Origin of the sequence: Pseudomonas gingeri (genome assembly GCF_013385425.1) — a bacterium.
Lineage (GTDB): Bacteria > Pseudomonadota > Gammaproteobacteria > Pseudomonadales > Pseudomonadaceae > Aquipseudomonas > Aquipseudomonas gingeri_D.
This window is the reverse complement of the sequence record NZ_JACAQA010000064.1, coordinates 1-215: the sequence shown is the minus strand read 5'-3', so window position 1 is coordinate 215 and position 215 is coordinate 1.

Below are 215 nucleotides of genomic sequence, written 5' to 3'. Positions count from 1 at the left end.
AAAGACAAGGCGCTGGCTGAAACCGCCGCGTTGCTGGTGCTGCGAAAAAAGCTCAACGATTACTGGGGGATCGACAACGAGGACAACTGACCGCCTTGCCGGAACGGCAGTTACTGGTGACCTGGTTGAGTGAGAGACCAACTTCCTGGCAGGCCATAATTTTTCGGGCTCCTGCCATCCTAGCCTCACTCAACCAGGTCACCAGTAACTGCCGT